We start from the raw sequence: 14,617 nt of genomic DNA on the forward strand, positions 1-14,617 counted from the left end.
GACGAGAACCACCATGCCATTGGTTCCCCTGACACGGGGTGTCCAACGGGATGCAATCACCTACTCCGCGACGGTCACCGGCGCGTAGCCCAGCTTCTCCAGCGGCTCGCGGATCTGCGCCGCGTCGCCGACCGCGACGACCGTCAGCGCGTCGGTGCCGACGTGCTCGCGGTAGGCGCGCTCCAGCTCGGCGGGCGTCGCCGCGCGGACGGCCTCCAGGTAGCGGCGCGGGTAGTCGGCGCCGAGGCCGTTCGCGGCGGCGTCGGCCAGCTCGGCGGCGACGGCGCGCGCGGTCTCGTACTCGGCGGGCGCCCGGTCGGCGAGCGCGGTCACCGACGACCGGCACTCCTCCTCGGTGACGCCGCGCTCGACGACGCTGCGCAGCCCGGCGAGGGCGTCGGCGACGGCGTCGCCAGTGACCTCGGTGTGCACCGAGCCCTGCGCGATGAACAGGCCGCAGTGCGGCATCCGCAGCAGCCCAGCCCGCACGCCGTAGGTGTAGCCCTTCTCCTCGCGCAGCACCGCGTTCAGCCGCGAGGTGAGGCCGCCGCCGAGGACGTGCGCGACGACCGCGAGCAGCGGCCAGTCGGCGCTGCGGCGGTTCGGGACGCCGTGGGCGAGCGCGAGGTAGGTCTGCACGGAGCCGGGCCGGTCGACCACGACGATCCGCGGCCCGGCGGTCGGCGGGACGTCGTCGGCGGCCGGGAGGGCCGGGCCCGCCGCGGTCCAGCCGGACAGGGCGCCGGTGAACGCGGCGTCGACGTTGGTGCCGGCGAGGTCGCCGGCGACGACGGCGGTCGCCTCGCCCGGCTCGGCCGAGCCGAAGAACGCGCGGACGTCGGCGCCGGTGATCGCGGCGATGGACGCGCGGGTGCCGCCGGTCGGCAGGTGCGCGCGGGCCGCGTCCGGGAACATGACGGCGCGCAGCTCGCGCATCGCGCGCGAGCCCGGGTCGGCGTCCTCCTGGGCGATCTCCTCCAGCCGCTCGCGGCCGAGGCGCCCGATGTCGGCGTCGTCGAGCGCGGCCGAGCGCAGCACGGTCGACAGCAGCTCCAGCGCCGGGTCGAGGCGGGTGACGGGGACGTCGAGCGCGATCCGCAGGGCGGTGAGGTCGGCGGAGGCGAACAGGCTGGCGCCGAGCCGCTCGAACGCGGCGGTGAGCTCGGTGCCGCCGCCGGGGCGGGTGCCCTCCAGCAGCGCCCGCGCGGTGATCGTCGCGACGCCCTCCAGGCCGCGCGCCTCGCGGCCGGCGCCGGCGTCGAGCAGCAGCCGCACCGAGGCGAGGCGGCGGCCCGGCAGGTCGCAGCGCAGCGTGGCGGGGCCGCCGGGGACCTGGCCGGGGGCGCCGACCGGGAACGCCCAGGCGGGCACCGGCCCCGGGACGGGGCGGGGCTGCAGGGTCGCGGTCACGAGGCGCCTCCGTAGTTCAGCGCGGTCCGCGAGCCGGGCACCAGCCAGCGGCCCGCCATGTCCTTGATCTGGTCGGCGGTGACGGACGCCGCGCGCTGCGGGGCGGTGAACACCCGCGCCGCGTCGCCGAACTGCGTCGCGTTCGCCGACAGGGCGTTGGCGAGGCCGGTGACGGTCTCGGTCTGCTCCAGGAAGCCGCGCTCGGCCTGCGCGGTGGCGCGCGCGGCCTCGTCGGCGTCCGGCCCCTCGGCGGCGAACCGGGCGAGCTCCTCGTCCAGCACCTCGGCGATCTTGGCGGGGTCGGGGCCGACGGCGTCGACGATGGCGAGGGACGGGCCGCCGGCGAGGCGGGTCACCCCGGCCCACACCTCGGTGGCGATCTCGTCGCGGCGCACCATCCGGTCGTAGAGGCGCGAGCCGGCGCCGCCGCCGAGGATCTCCACGGCGAGCTCGGCGGCCTCGATGTCGCCGCCGCCGTCGGAGGGCAGCGGGAACAGCGCGAAGTAGGCGGGGGAGGGGACGTCCTCGTCGACCATCTCGACGCGGACCTCGCCGAGCGGCCCGAGGTCGCCGGGGCGCGGCGCGGGCGAGGCCGGGCCGGCCGGCAGGCCGCCGAAGTAGCGCTCGGCGTCGGCGAGGGCGCGCTCGGGGTCGACGTCGCCGACGATCGACAGGACCGCGTTGCCCGGCGCGTACCAGGTGGCGAAGAAGTCGGCGCAGTCCTCCAGGGTGGTGGCGTCGAGGTCGGCCATCGACCCGATGGGGGTGTGCGCGTAGGGGTGGCCCGGCGGGAACGTCAGGCGGCACAGCCGCTCGAACGCGGTGCCGTAGGGCTGGTTGTCGTAGCGCTGGCGGCGCTCGTTCTTCACCACGTCGCGCTGGTTGTCCAGGTTGGCCTGGGTGAGCGCGGCGGGCAGCGTGCCCATCCGGTCGGCCTCCAGCCAGAGCGCGAGCTCCAGGTGGCTGACCGGGACGGTCTCGTAGTAGTTGGTGCGCTCGAAGGAGGTGCTGGCGTTGAAGGTGGCGCCGGCGCTCTCCAGCAGCGCGGCGTGCTCGCCCTCGGCCACGTTCCCCGAGCCCTGGAACATCAGGTGCTCGAAGAGGTGCGCCAGGCCGGTGCGGCCGGCGACCTCGTGCCGCGAGCCCACGCCGTACCAGATGTTCACGGCGGCGAGCGGGACGACGTGGTCTTCGCAGACCACCACCCGCAGGCCGTTGGCGAGCGTGTGCTCGTGCAGCGGCTGTTCGGCCACGGAGCGCTCCCGTCCGGTGGTTGGTCGGTTCGTCGGACAGCGCCGCGCGCGCGGGCCGGTCCGCGGTGCGGCCGTGGGCCGGATCCGGCCCCGGCGGCGGGCTTGATCTCCGTCTCACCGTACCGTTTCGCCGGTCGCCGGGTGCGGCACGCGCCCGCCCCGTGGAGCCGGCCGGTGCGTTCTCGCGGGCGGGACTTCAGCCCGCCTGCTCGGCCTGGGCGGCCTTGTGGGCGGCCTGCGCCTCCTCCAGCGAGCCGTGCAGCACGAAGATCTTGGTGAGCTGGGTGACGTGGAAGACGCGGCGGACCCGGTCGTTGACGCCCATGAAGGACATGGAGCCGTCCCGCGCGCGCAGCCGGTGGTAGATGCCGACCAGCACGCCGAGGCCGGTGGAGTCGAGGAAGGTGACCTCGCCGAGGTCGACCACCAGGTGCAGGCCGCCGTTCTCGATGATGTCGAGCAGCATCTCGCGCAGCCGGGGACTGGTGAACACGTCGATCTCGCCGCTGATCGTGACGACGGTCAGATCTTGCTCGGTGCGGCTTTCGACGGCGAATTCCACTGTTGCTCCTTGTCAGATGCTCCGTACAGGAATGTGCCGTATACCCAGGAGCGATCGGGTTATCCCGGCAACGTACGGAGAGGCCGTTACGCGGCGTCCTGGGGGCGCGGCGTCCGCGGGCGCCCGGAGCCGGCCGGCGGCCGTCAGCGGTCGCCGGCGGTCGGGTCGCGGAAGAGCGCCCAGACCACCTTGCCCCGCGGCAGGCCGCGCCAACCCCAGCGCCTGGAGAAGGATTCGACCAGGTGCAGGCCGCGCCCCGTCTCGGCGATGTAGTCGGGCTCCTTGCGGCGCGGGGCGTCGCCGCTCGCGTCGATGATGCCGCAGAGCAGCCAGGACGCCTCGTGGACGAGGCGGAGCTGGATCACCGCGGGCGCCGAGCCGAGCGGGTCGATGAGGGCGCCGAAGCCGTCGCGGGCGTTCCAGCGCGGCATCCCGAGCGGGGTGCCGCCGCTGTGCCGCAGCGCGTTGGTGACCAGCTCGGAGACGACCAGGCCGACGTCGTCGCGGAGCGCCCCGAGGCGCCACTCGCCGAGCCGGTCGAGCGCGAAGTGCCGCGCGTCGGTGACCGACTCGGGATCGGGCGGGACGGTGAAGGTCGCGGCCGGGCCGACCGGGTCCACCAGCGAGTCCAGCGCGCAGGCGAGCCGCGGGGGCAGGTCGGAGGATTCGGGTACGGGGGTCGAGTGCACCGGTAGGTCCTGTGTCCCCGCGGGCCCCGCGTGCGTCGTTTCCAGCGTCCAGCGCGTCGCATCGTGCGCGTGGCGTGACGTCATCCCGGGGACCCCGCAGAGTGATCTCGTTGTGCAGCCGTGGCTCGGAAGTCTCGTGCGTTATCCTGCGCATCGTAGCGTGCGAATGCAAGGCCCAATGCACGTGCACGAAGTTTTCCACAGGAAGAACGAGCGGTACTCCAGACGGCGGAAGTCCTTCGATCGGGTGATCGGAGAGCTCCGCAGGACACGGAGGCGAGTGGCACACTAGGTTCGCTGTCCGCCATGAAGCCGGGAGGTTGGGCGTGACTCCAGAGACGCCGGGAAGCGGGTCGACGGTCCGTCGGATCCTGCTCGGCTCACAGCTGCGCCGCCAACGCGAGGCGAGAGGTGTGAGCCGGCAGGAGGCCGGCTACGTCATCCGCGCGTCGGAGTCCAAGATCAGCCGCTTGGAGCTCGGCCGCGTCAGCTTCAAGGAGCGGGACGTCGCCGACCTGCTCACGCTGTACGGCGTCACCGACCCCACCGAGCGCGAGGCGCTGCTCCAGCTGGCCAAGGACGCCAACACGCCAGGCTGGTGGCACCGCTACAACGACGTCCTGCCGGGCTGGTTCCAGACCTACGTGGGTCTGGAGGAGTCCGCCGCACTGATCCGCACGTACGAGCTGCAGTTCGTTCCGGGGCTGCTGCAGTCCGAGGGGTACGCGCGGTCGGTCATCAAGCAGGGCAACGCGGACGCGGCCGAACACGAGATCGACCAGCGCGTCGGCCTGCGCATGCAGCGCCAGGAGCGGCTCACCGGACCCGAGGCCCCACGCCTGTGGGCGGTGCTCGACGAGGGGGCGCTGCGGCGCCCCATCGGCGGACCCGAGGTCATGCGCGGTCAGTTCGAGCACCTGATCGAGATGTCCAAGCTCCCCAACGTCACCATCCAGATCATGCCGTTCCGCTTCGGTGGCCACGCCGCCGAGGGAGGGGCCTTCACGATCCTGCGCTTTCCCGAGCAGGATCTGCCGGACGTGGTTTACGTCGAGAACCTCACCGGTGCGATGTACCTCGACAAGCGCGACGATGTCGACACCTACCTGCAGGCGATGGAACGCCTCTGCGTCGACAGCGAGACCCCGGAACGCACCGTCGAGCTTCTTGGTGATCTTCTCAGAGAGACATGATGCTCCAGACCGACCACGGCCCCAGCCGGGCCGTCCAGCCCACGTACAACGGGATGCCCGCGACCAGCCTCCACGGGGCGCGCTGGTTGAAGTCCCGGCGCAGCAACTCGCAAGGCAACTGCGTCGAGATGGCCGAGCTCCCCGACGACCGCATCGCGATGCGCAACTCCCGCCATCCCGAGGGCCCCGCCCTCATCTACACCCGGCCCGAGATCGAGGCGCTGATCCTCGGCGCCAAGGACGGCGACTTCGACCATCTCCTCGGCGCCGGCAACTGAGACGGGGGACGTTCCCGGGGACCGCTCCCCGGGAACGTCGCACGGCGCCCGGCCCGGATCAGCCGCAGTTCCCGTAGGGCGCGGCCGCCGCGCCCGCACCGAAGCGCACGCACTTCTTGGCCGCCGACACGTACACGGGCCCGGCGTACCAGGCGTAGGAACCGCTGTCGCCCACCTTCGCGCCGCCGCTGCGCTGGATCCACACCGCGACCGCAGAGCTCTTGCCGACGCTGCGGGTCTTCATCGTGACGGCGCAGTTGTAGCCCGAGCTGTTGTAGAGCAGGTAGGCGCGGCCGCCTGATACGGCGAGCGAGCGCTGCACGTAGTAGCCGCCGCCGTGACCGCCGGAGTTGCACGCCTGCTGCGGCGTGTACTTGTTGGCGGGTTCGGCCGCCGCCGTCGTCCGCGCGGGCGTGGGAGCCGTCCCGCCGTCGGCCGCGGGGGCGGACGCCGTCGGTGCTGCCGTCCCGCCGCTGGCCTGGCGGCCGCTCCCCTTCGTCGGGACGGGCCCCTTCGGCGCCTTGCCTTTCGGACCGTTCGGCCCCTTCGACGGCGCGCCGGAGGAACCGCCGCCGAGGCCGTCGGCGGCGGCGCCCGCGCCGGACTCGCCGCCCTGCTGCGCCGCGGCCGCGTCCCGGCCGCCGGTCCCGCCGCCGCTCGATCGCGTCGCCGCCCAGACCGAGCCGCCCGCGACGACGGAGGCGACGGCCACCGCCGCCGCGATCGGGACCAGGGCCGCCCGCCGCCCCCGCCGGGGAGCGAGGGGCGCGGTAGCGCCGTGCGTCCCGCCGCCGGGCGGGACCGGGTCCGGCGGGCGCACCGCGACGGGACGCTGCGGGGCCGCCGCAGGGGGCGGCAGCGGCGCGGGGACGGGCGCGGGCGCAGGTCGGGGCGTCTCGGGCTGCGCGGTGACTCCCGAGGGGCCGCCCACCAGCCACTCCTGGGCCGCGCGCGCCGTCGGCCGCCGTCCCGGGTCCTTGTCCAGGCACGCCGCGACGAGACCGCGGAGCGGCTCGCGGAGCGCGCCGAGCTCTGGCTCGGCGGTCAGGATCCGGTGCATGACCGAGGCCATCTCGTCGTTGCCGAACGCGGGCCGCGCGTTCGCCGCGAACACCATCGTGGTGCCCCAGGCGAACATGTCGGACGCGGGCGTGATCTCCGCGCCGGTGAAGTGCTCGGGCGCCATGTAGGCGGGCGTGCCGACGTTCTGCGTCTCGCCCGCCGCGCCGAGCGCCCGCGCCACCCCGAAGTCGATGACGCGCGGCCCGTCCGGCCCGATCATCACGTTGTGCGGCTTGAAGTCGCGGTGCACGATGCCGGCCTGGTGGATGGCGTAGAGCGCGGTCAGCGTGCCGACCGCGAGCCGCTCCAGCGCCCCGCCGCCGCGCGGCCCGTCCTGCTGGACGACGGCGTGCAGCGACAGCCCCGGCACGTACTCGCTGACGATGTAGGGCCGGTCGCCCGCGACGTCGGCGTCCAGCACCTGCGCGGTGCAGAACCGGGCGACCCGCTTGGCGACCTCCAGCTCGCGCACGAACCGGGCGCGCGCCGGCCCGTCCCCGGCGAGACCACCGTGCAGCAGCTTGACCGCCACGAGCTCGCCGTCGCCGGCGCGGCCGAGGAACACCGCGCCCTGCCCGCCCTCCCCGAGCCGCCCGAGCACCGCGTAGCCGCCGAGGCTGGTCGGGTCGCCCGAGCGCAGCGGCTGCGCGTCGGGCATCGTCCGGTCCGTCACACCGTCCCACTTCCGTCGCACTGGTCTCATGATCGTAGGTGCTCCGCGAAGCGGGCGCGGTGGGGCGAGTCGGGACGGATAGCCGGAAGGCCCCGCATTCACCTAAATGCGGGGCCTTCTCGGGTTCGCGCCGGGGTCAGGCCGGGTCGGCGACGGCGGCGGTGCCGTCCGCCTCCGCCCGGCCGTCCGGACCGCCCGGCGGTCCCTCCAGGACGTGGTGGCGTTCCAGGCGCGCGGCGACGGCGAGGGCGCGCAGCGAGTGCGTCCTCACCTGCTTGCGCGCGGAGTTGCGCGTCGTCGGGATGCTGCTGGGCACGTGACCTCCTGTGGGGGTCGTGGGACGGATGCGCTTGCACTAGTTGCAACCGCAAGATCTCTACCGCTATTCCGAGGATTCCGAGATCTTCTTCATGTCGGCCGGAGCTACCTATGTTGCATACCTATTTAGGTGGTACTAGCGTCTAACTCGTCCCGCCGACCGAGGAGCCGCCGATGACCGCCGACCGCCGCGCCAGCTGGCTGAAGGGCGTGCTGGACCTGCTGGTCCTCGCCGCCCTCACCGAGGGCGAGAGCTACGGCTACGAGATCGCCAAGACGCTCGCCGCGGCGGGCGTCGGCGAGATCAAGGGCGGCACCCTCTACCCCGTCCTCAACCGCCTGGAGGAGGCCGGGGAGGTCGCGGCGGAGTTCCGCGCCGCCGAGCGCGGCCCCGGCCGCCGCTACTACCGGCTGACCCCCCGCGGCCGCGCCACCCTCGCGGACCAGGGCGGCGGCTGGCTCGCCTTCGACGCCTCCGTCCGTTCCCTGCTCGCCCGAGGAGGCGTCCGATGACCTACTACGACGAGCTCGCCGACCGGCTGCGCGACCGCGGTCTCACCGGCCCGCGGGCCGCCGCCCTCGCCGCCTACCTCCTCGGCCGCACCCGCCGCACCTGACCGGCGCGGGTCAGCCGCGGCACGTCACGCAGGCGCGCAGCGAGGCGATCGCCGCGCGGGCGGCCTGCTCGACGTCGTCGCGGGCGACGTCCATGGGGACGGGCGTCGTCTGGGACGCCGCTCCGGGCTTGGACGCGGGCGCGTCGGTGCCCCCGTAGACCAGCTCGATGTGCAGGTTGGCCAGGCGCGCGCGCAGGATGGCGTTGCCGAAGCGGGCCCGGCCTGAGGTCTCCTGCTTGGTCGCGACGTAGGACTCGTCGCCGATCCCCGCGAGCGGCACGAGCGGTCCGAAGACGGTGGCGCCCTTGGTCCGGTCGGCCGTCGCGGCGATCTCCTGGCGGGCCTGGGCGAAGTCGGCGCCGGCCTTCATCGCGCCGGTCCGGTCGGATCCGTCGCGACGGATGATGATCTTGATGTGCAGGCTGCGGGCGCGCTGGACCGGCGCGCCCGCCATGTCCGAGGACGTCCACGTGCAGCCGGTCGCCTTGCCGTCGCCGGTGGCGGCGTCGACCGGGTCCTTCAGCATCGGCTGGTGGTGCTCGCCGGGCACGAGCGCGTCGATGAGGCTCTGCGGGATGAGCGCGCAGACGCCCTCCACCTTGGCGAACCGGGCGGCCGCCGGGGTCGCGGCGACCGGCGCGGGGGAGCGCGCCGCGCCGCCGGGTCCGTCGCCGCGGAGGGCGGTGACGCCCCAGGCGGTCCCCGCCGAGACGGCGAGCACCGCCGCGCACGCCGCCCCGACGATCGGCCACGTCCTGCGCGCCCGGCGGGCCGGCGCGCTCTCGGGCCGTGTGGGGGAGGGCGTCGCCGGCGTCCACGCCGCGTGGACGGCGGTGGCGGCGGCCCGCTCGGCGTCGTCCCTGGTGCGGTGGGTGCCGATGAGGCCCGCCAGGAGGCCGTCGGCGGCGGGGCGCCGGGCCGGGTCGGGCTCCAGGGCCGCGCGGACGAGCGGTTGCAGGTCGGCGGGCACCCCGTCGAGGTCGTAGCGCGCCTGCTGGGCGCGGGTGGCGAGGGTCGGCAGGTTGCCGGTGCCGTAGGGGTGGCGGCCGGTCGCCGCGTAGGCGATCAGGGTGCCCCAGGCGAACACGTCCGCCGCCGGGCTCACCACGCCGTCGAACAACTGCTCCGGCGCGATCCAGCCGGGACTGCCGATCACCGCGCCGGTGCGGGTGTGGCGTTCGTCGGTGTCGAGGGCGCGGGCGATGCCGAAGTCGATGACGCGGGGTCCGTCGGGGGCGAGCATGACGTTGCGGGGCTTGAGGTCGCGGTGCACCAGCCGCACGGAGTGGAAGGCGGTGAGCGCGGTCGCCACTCCGATGGCGAGGGCGCGCAGCGGCTCGGGGGCCAGCGGGCCGTCCGTCGCGATGCGGTCTTCCAGGGAGGGTCCGTCGATGTATTCGGTGACCAGGTAGGGGTGGCCGTCGGTGTCGCCGTGGTCCAGGACGCGGGCGGTGCAGAAGGAGGCGACGCGCCGGGCGTTGGTGATCTCGCTGTCGAAGCGGGCGCGGAAGGAGTCGCCGGTGGCCAGTTCGGGGCGGATCACCTTGATGGCCACGCGGCGTCCGTCGGGGGCCAGGCCGAGGTAGACGGCGCCCATGCCGCCCTCGCCCAGCCGGCCCAGCAGCCGGTACGCCCCGACCGAGACCGGATCGTCGGACGCCAGCGGTTGCGCGCCGGAGGTCCACGCGTTCTCGTCGGCCTGCATGGCTCCCCCATGGGTCAAGCGGTCGGGCGGGAAAGGAAAAGGAACCCGTCAGATACGGCAGTCGACGCACCTGGTCAAGGCGGTGACCGCCTCCCTGGCGGCCTGCTCGACGACCGGCCGGAACGGGGCCGGATCGATGGGCACGGTCGTGGTGGACGGGGCGCCGCGCGGGTTGTCGCTGCCTTGGAAGGCCACCTTCACGACGGCGTTCCGCAGCAGCACGACGACCGTCACGGAGGTCGTCCCGCCGTAGCGGCCGGTCTGCTGCTCCGCCGAGGCGAACGCCTTGTCGCCGAGACCGGGGAGGCGGCGCACCGACAGCGGCCGGAAGGTCGTGCCGTCCTGGACCGTAGGGCCGCCGCCCGCGTCGCCGGCGGTCTCGGACTCCACCTCGTAGGCGCCTCGCGCGGCCTGCGCCCCGGCGACCCCGTCGGCGGCGGTGTAGACGCCGACGGACACGCGCACGGACCGCAGCTGCCCCGGATGGGACCGGGCCTGGGACGACCATTCGCACGCCGCCTCCGCGCCGCTCTCGGCCGGCGTCATCTCGATCTCGGGGTCGGGGGCCAGCCGCCGGGCGGTGGCCGGATCGACGAGCGGGCACACGGAGGCGACCTTGGTGAACAGCGTGCCGGGGGCCGCCGGCGCGGTCGCGGCCGGCGCGGTCGCGGCCGGCCGGCCGGCGGCGGACGGGGCGCGGTGCGGGCCGCCGTCCCGGCCGTCCAGCGCGGCGGCGGTGCCGAACACCGCCCCGGCGGTGACGGCGGCGGTGACGGCGCTGGTGGCCGCCGGGACCGCCCAGCGGGCTCGGCCGTCCCGCCGGGAACCGCGGGCGGCGGGCGCGTCGGGTGGGGGCATCGGGGCTCCGTCCGTGGTCACGAATGGCAGTCGCGGCAGGCCGACAGGGCGCGCAGCAGGTCCCCGGTGATCGCGGTCGCGGCCGCCTTCGCCTTCTGCGGGTCGAGCGCGGTGCTCTTGGAGGGGGACCGCGGCGGGTAGTCGGCGCCGGCGTAGCGGACGTCCAGCAGGACGTTGCCGCGCCGCACGACGACGGCCCCGACGCCGGCCGGGCCGTCGCCCTGGTGCAGCTTGGTCCCGGCGAACGCCTCGTCGCCGAGGCCGCGGACGGTCTCGACGGGGCCGTAGCTGTCGCCGGGGCCCGCCGAGTCGCCGCGCCCGCGCTCCTTGCGCTCCGCCTCGGCGAACGCGTCGGCCGCCCGCGCCGCCCCGGCCCGGCCGGCGGCGTCGCGGTGGACGGTCACCTTCACCTGGAGGTAGCGGTCGTTCTCCATGCCGTCCGCGTCCTGGACGCCGGCGGTCGTCCAAGCGCAGACGTGCGTGTCGCCGCCGCCGCTCGGGTTGACGGCGGACTGGGGCAGGTAGGCGGTCATCACCGGTGCGGACAGCAGGCCGCACACGTCGGCGACCTTCGTGACGGGCGGTTCCGCGGAGGCCGCCGAGGAAACCGCCGGGGACGGGCGCGGCGGCGCGGCCGAGGCGGCGCCACCGTCGTCGCGGAGCAGCACCACGCCGACGCAGGCGGCGCCGACGACGACCGCCGTCACGGCCGCCGAGAGCACCGACAGCAGCCAGGTCGGCATCCGCCGCCGTGCCAGGGGCGAGGCGTCCTCCCTGGTCTCCGGGGTCGGGGAGGCGTCCGCCGTCGCGGTCCGCAGGTCCTGCCACCCGGTGTGGACGGCGGTGGCGGCGGCCTCGTCGGCGTTCTGCCCCGTCCGGACGGTCCCGAGGAGGCCCGCCAGGAGCCCGTCGGCGGTGGGACGCCGGGCCGGGTCGGGCTCCAGGGCCGCGCGGACGAGCGGTTGCAGCTTCCCGGGGACGCCCGACACGTCGTACCCGGCCTGGCGGGCGCGCTGGGCGAGAGCCGCCATGCCGCCGGAGCCGTACGGGTGGCGTCCGGTCGCCGCGTAGGCGATCAGAGAGCCCCAGGCGAACACGTCCGCGGCCGGGCTCACCACGCCGTCGAAGTACTGCTCGGGGGCGATCCACCCAGGGCTGCCCACGACGCCGCCGGTGCGGGTGTGGTGCTCGTCGGTGTCGAGGGCGCGGGCGATGCCGAAGTCGATGACGCGGGGTCCGTCGGGGGCGAGCATGACGTTGCGCGGCTTGAGGTCGCGGTGCACCAGCCGCACCGCGTGGATCGCGATGAGCGCGGCGGCCACGCCGACCGCCAGGGCTTGCAACGGCTCCGGTGGGAGGGGCCCCGAGGCTTCGACGTGGTCGCCGAGGGAGGGTCCGTCGATGTATTCGGTGACCAGGTAGGGGTGGCCGTCGGTGTCGCCGTGGTCCAGGACGCGGGCGGTGCAGAAGGAGGCGACGCGCCGGGCGTTGGTGATCTCGCTGTCGAAGCGGGCGCGGAAAGATCCGCCGGTGACCAGCTCGGGGCGGATCACCTTGATCGCGACACGCTGCCCGTCGGACGCCAGGCCCAGGTAGACGGATCCCATCCCGCCCTCGCCCAGCCGCCCTAACAGCCGGTACGCCCCGATCGACGCCGGATCGTCGGACATCAGCGGGCCGGATCGGGGCGTCCGCGCTTCCTGCTCGCCCTTCATCGGCCGCCTCCGCGATGTGATCGAATCCGAAGATCGCGGCCGACTTTACCAATGTCGGACTATCGAGTCAGGGGTTTTGATAACCGCAGATCGCGGAGAAAACGGCCGGAACGGTCAGGGGTGGCGGGTGCGGATGGTGGTCTCGGCGGTGTCGAGGCGGGACTGGGCGCGGCGGATGCCGAGGACGCTGACGGGGATCATGGCCGCCCAGAAGGCGGCGGCGAGCCACCACCAGGGGTTGAGCAGGGCCTGGAGGGCGCCGAGGACGGCGAGGGCGCCCGCGAGGATCGGGTTGTAGCGGTAGGACGTGCGGAGCTGGCGCCGGCGGCGGGCGATGAGGGCGAGCGCGGCGTCGTCGTCGGCCGGGTCCGCGGGGGCCTGGCCGCGGCGGAGCGCCAGGTCGATGGGGGTGACGCGGGTCGTGCCCGCGGCGGCGACGTCGCGGCGGCGGCTGCGCAGCAGGAGGAAGGTCATGGTCGCGCCGAACAGGACGCCGGCGGCGAGTCCGGCGAGGACCGCAACGGCCGGGCCGGTGTCCTCGCGGAGGCCGAAGAAGAGGCCGAACAGGACGCCGAAGGGGGCGCCGGTGCCGAGGAACAGCTGCCAGGCGGGCGGGGAGGCCAGACGTTCGCGCCAGGTGGGCATGCTCTGAGTGTGGCCGCGGACGGGGGGAGTATGTCCGGAAGGCCCGGATGGGTATGGGTGCCGGGCTCAGCGGGCGCGGAGCGCGGCGTGGACGGCGTCGGCGAGGCGGTCCACCTGCGGGCCGTCGCCGTCGAAGACGACGACGAAGCGGCCCGAGCGCATGACGGTGCGCGGCGGCGAGGCCAGGGTCGTGCTGCCGTCGCCGAGCCGGACGTGCCGGTCGTCGCCGTCGAAGACGGCCGCCGCCAGGGCGGGGGTGGGCGCGACCCACGCGACCGTCGTGGTGATCCCCGACAGGCGGCAGGAGACGTGCCGCAGGGTGGACGCGCCGACGCGGGCGTCGGCCGGATGGGTGCCGCGGACGCCGCGCGCGAGCGTGCAGGCGTCGGGCCAGTCGCGCGGGCGGACGCCGCCGAGCTCGGACGGCCCGGGGCGCGCCGGGCCGGGGACGATCTGCGCGGCCGTCCAGGTGCGGCCGCCCAGGTCGGAGCGGAGGAGGAACAGGTCGCCGCCCGCGGCGATCATGTTCTCGCCGAACGTCGGCGAGGGCGCGGACGAGGACGCGGCGATGGGCAGGGCCGCCGGGGTCGCGCGGCCCGTCGCGGGGTCGATGCGGTCGAGCGTGCTCGCCATCAGCGGCGCCGGGCCGTCGCGCAGGGCGTACAGGACGCCGCCCGCGGCGGCGAGCTGGGTGTAGTCGGGGAGGCTGTGGGACTTGACGGTGCCGGTGCGCAGGTCGGCGACCTGGACGCCGCCGTCGCCCGCGACCGCGGCGTACCGGCCGGTGACGGCCAGGGAGCAGTTCGTCTGGCAGAGCCCGGTGTCGGCGAGGACGCGGCCCCTCCGGTCGAGCAGGGCGCTGTTGCCCGACCACGACAGCAGGGTGACGCCCCCGGCGACGCGGGCGGTGAACCCGGCGTCGACCCCGCCCGGCGCGACCCGCCGCCGCCAGAGGACGGCGCCGGTGGCCGGGTCCAGCGCCGCCGCCATGACGGCGCTGGGGCAGGCGAGGGGGACGAGGACGACGCTGCCGTCGCTCCGCACGTGCTCGGTCAGGGTCGGGTCGGCCAGGCAGTCGCCGTCGGTGACCTTGCCGGTGGCCCAGCGGACGTGGCCGGTGCGCGCGTCGACGCCCTTGACGGTCCGCTGCGTCGGGTCGGAGACGGCGGGGACGACGCCCGCGGCGGACGGGAAGTGCAGGGCCTGCACCAGCGGGCGGCCCTGGCCGGAAGTGGCCCACACCTCGGCGCCGCTGCCGGCGTCCAGCGCGGACCAGCGCTCGTCGCCGCCGCGGTCCCAGGTGGCCAGCAGCACGGTCCCGGCGGTCGCGGTGACGGCCTGCACGGTGCGGGGCGCCCGCACGGGCACCGTCCAGAGCCGCTTGCCGCCGGCCAGGTCGTAGGCGCGCAGGGACTCCGGGCCGGCGACGAACAGCCGGCCGTCGGCGACGGCCATCTGCTCGCCGGGCGCGCCCGCGAGGCGCCAGCCGGGCGCCAGCGTCGGGGAGGCCGGGCCGGCGTCGGCGAGCACCGGCGGCGCCGAGGGCGTCGCGCGGGCCGGGGGACGCGGTGCGCCCGCCGTGCAGGACGCCGGCAGCAGGCAGGCGACGGCAAGCCATAAGGCGCGCATAGCGCCACAA

At 75.3% G+C, this 14,617-nt stretch carries 14 protein-coding genes; 3 read left to right on the top strand and 11 right to left on the bottom strand.

From position 1 onward, the window contains the following. Positions 1-60 precede the first annotated feature (60 nt). From K1Y72_RS25815 to K1Y72_RS25830, 4 genes are all read right to left on the bottom strand, one after another. Entirely contained in the window at positions 61-1,410 is a 1,350-nt protein-coding gene (locus K1Y72_RS25815; RefSeq protein ID WP_220169049.1) for a M16 family metallopeptidase, read from the bottom strand. Then, positions 1,407-2,663: a M16 family metallopeptidase gene (locus K1Y72_RS25820; protein WP_220169050.1), complete on the bottom strand. Its 1,257-nt coding sequence runs from the start codon at positions 2,661-2,663 to the stop codon at positions 1,407-1,409. The genes K1Y72_RS25815 and K1Y72_RS25820 overlap by 4 nt, the downstream gene beginning before the upstream one ends. A 196-nt stretch (positions 2,664-2,859) precedes the next feature. Further along, positions 2,860-3,225 (bottom strand): STAS domain-containing protein, encoded by a 366-nt coding sequence (locus K1Y72_RS25825; RefSeq protein ID WP_220169051.1) that lies wholly within the window; start codon positions 3,223-3,225, stop codon positions 2,860-2,862. A 143-nt stretch (positions 3,226-3,368) separates the two neighbouring features. Then, positions 3,369-3,914, bottom strand: coding sequence for an ATP-binding protein (locus K1Y72_RS25830; protein WP_220169052.1), 546 nt, complete (start codon positions 3,912-3,914; stop codon positions 3,369-3,371). Positions 3,915-4,240: 326 nt separating this feature from the next. Between K1Y72_RS25830 and K1Y72_RS25835 the strand changes: the two genes are divergently transcribed. Together K1Y72_RS25835 and K1Y72_RS25840 are read left to right on the top strand one after the other, a co-directional pair. After that, complete coding sequence (locus K1Y72_RS25835) at positions 4,241-5,107, top strand: Sco1979 family transcriptional regulator (RefSeq protein ID WP_220169053.1); 867 nt, start codon at positions 4,241-4,243, stop codon at positions 5,105-5,107. Continuing rightward, a complete protein-coding gene (locus K1Y72_RS25840) occupies positions 5,104-5,385 on the top strand; it encodes a DUF397 domain-containing protein (protein WP_220169054.1) in 282 nt (93 codons plus the stop codon). Before K1Y72_RS25835 ends, K1Y72_RS25840 begins: the two co-directional genes overlap by 4 nt. Before the next feature lie 58 nt (positions 5,386-5,443). Here K1Y72_RS25840 and K1Y72_RS36630 read toward each other — a convergent pair whose 3' ends face one another. Together K1Y72_RS36630 and K1Y72_RS25850 are read right to left on the bottom strand one after the other, a co-directional pair. Beyond that, positions 5,444-7,105, bottom strand: coding sequence for a serine/threonine-protein kinase (locus K1Y72_RS36630; protein ID WP_258573694.1), 1,662 nt, complete (start codon positions 7,103-7,105; stop codon positions 5,444-5,446). A 151-nt stretch (positions 7,106-7,256) separates the two neighbouring features. Then, on the bottom strand, positions 7,257-7,436 hold the full coding sequence (locus K1Y72_RS25850; RefSeq protein WP_220169055.1) for a hypothetical protein: 180 nt from the start codon (positions 7,434-7,436) through the stop codon (positions 7,257-7,259). A gap of 176 nt (positions 7,437-7,612) precedes the next feature. Between K1Y72_RS25850 and K1Y72_RS25855 the strand changes: the two genes are divergently transcribed. Continuing rightward, positions 7,613-7,951, top strand: coding sequence for a PadR family transcriptional regulator (locus K1Y72_RS25855; protein ID WP_220169056.1), 339 nt, complete (start codon positions 7,613-7,615; stop codon positions 7,949-7,951). 114 nt (positions 7,952-8,065) lie between these two features. Here the strand turns inward: K1Y72_RS25855 and K1Y72_RS25860 are convergent, their stop codons facing one another. The 5 genes from K1Y72_RS25860 to K1Y72_RS25880 all read right to left on the bottom strand — a co-directional run bounded on the left by K1Y72_RS25860 (position 8,066) and on the right by K1Y72_RS25880 (position 14,607). After that, the gene (locus K1Y72_RS25860) at positions 8,066-9,760 is read right to left on the bottom strand and encodes a serine/threonine-protein kinase (RefSeq protein ID WP_220169057.1); all 1,695 of its coding nucleotides are present in this window, start codon (positions 9,758-9,760) and stop codon (positions 8,066-8,068) included. A gap of 48 nt (positions 9,761-9,808) precedes the next feature. After that, positions 9,809-10,618 carry a hypothetical protein gene (locus tag K1Y72_RS25865; protein ID WP_220169058.1) on the bottom strand — a complete coding sequence of 270 codons (810 nt, stop codon included), beginning with the start codon at positions 10,616-10,618 and terminating at the stop codon, positions 9,809-9,811. Between the two features lie 17 nt (positions 10,619-10,635). After that, a complete protein-coding gene (locus K1Y72_RS25870) occupies positions 10,636-12,333 on the bottom strand; it encodes a serine/threonine-protein kinase (RefSeq protein ID WP_220169059.1) in 1,698 nt (565 codons plus the stop codon). 114 nt (positions 12,334-12,447) lie between these two features. Beyond that, positions 12,448-12,978 carry a DUF6404 family protein gene (locus tag K1Y72_RS25875; RefSeq protein ID WP_220169060.1) on the bottom strand — a complete coding sequence of 177 codons (531 nt, stop codon included), beginning with the start codon at positions 12,976-12,978 and terminating at the stop codon, positions 12,448-12,450. 66 nt (positions 12,979-13,044) lie between these two features. After that, positions 13,045-14,607: an outer membrane protein assembly factor BamB family protein gene (locus K1Y72_RS25880; protein ID WP_220169061.1), complete on the bottom strand. Its 1,563-nt coding sequence runs from the start codon at positions 14,605-14,607 to the stop codon at positions 13,045-13,047. Positions 14,608-14,617: the final 10 nt, after the last annotated feature.

Origin of the sequence: Actinomadura parmotrematis (genome assembly GCF_019458805.1) — a bacterium.
GTDB lineage: Bacteria > Actinomycetota > Actinomycetes > Streptosporangiales > Streptosporangiaceae > Spirillospora > Spirillospora parmotrematis.